At 54.8% G+C, this 352-nt stretch carries 1 protein-coding gene; it reads right to left on the bottom strand.

The window, feature by feature from the left end:
- The coding region (locus K0T92_RS24740; protein ID WP_219875287.1) for a hypothetical protein at nucleotides 1-321 on the bottom strand (321 nt) is incomplete at its 3' end.
- Nucleotides 322-352 lie beyond the last annotated feature (31 nt).

Here is a 352-nt window from a genome sequence, read left to right as displayed (position 1 = left end):
GTACACTGATCTGGTGGACTTTGATACCCAGAACTCCCTCCCAAGTGACACGGCCCACATCTTCACAGCCTCTGTCAACTGTGCTTTTTCGGCGTATCTAGCGCCTTGCACCACTTCATTCTGCCGATACTCCCATGCCACGGTGTGCCCCTCTGAGACAACGAGTCCGGAGAAGTCCTCGTTGTCCCATTCTGCCGGGTGTACATCGTCCTCCGAAGAATCATCATCCTCCATATGCTCAGGTTCTGAGTCTTCAATTTCCATCTCCTGTACTAGACCTGGGTGTCTCTCCCCTTCATCTGCAAACCCCCCCGGTCCCATGTCTTCTTGGCCTCCTTCCTCTCCGGCACCC

This window comes from Paenibacillus oenotherae, from assembly GCF_019443105.1.
Taxonomy (GTDB): domain Bacteria; phylum Bacillota; class Bacilli; order Paenibacillales; family Paenibacillaceae; genus Paenibacillus_Z; species Paenibacillus_Z oenotherae.
This window is presented reverse-complemented; position numbering and strand designations above follow the sequence as displayed.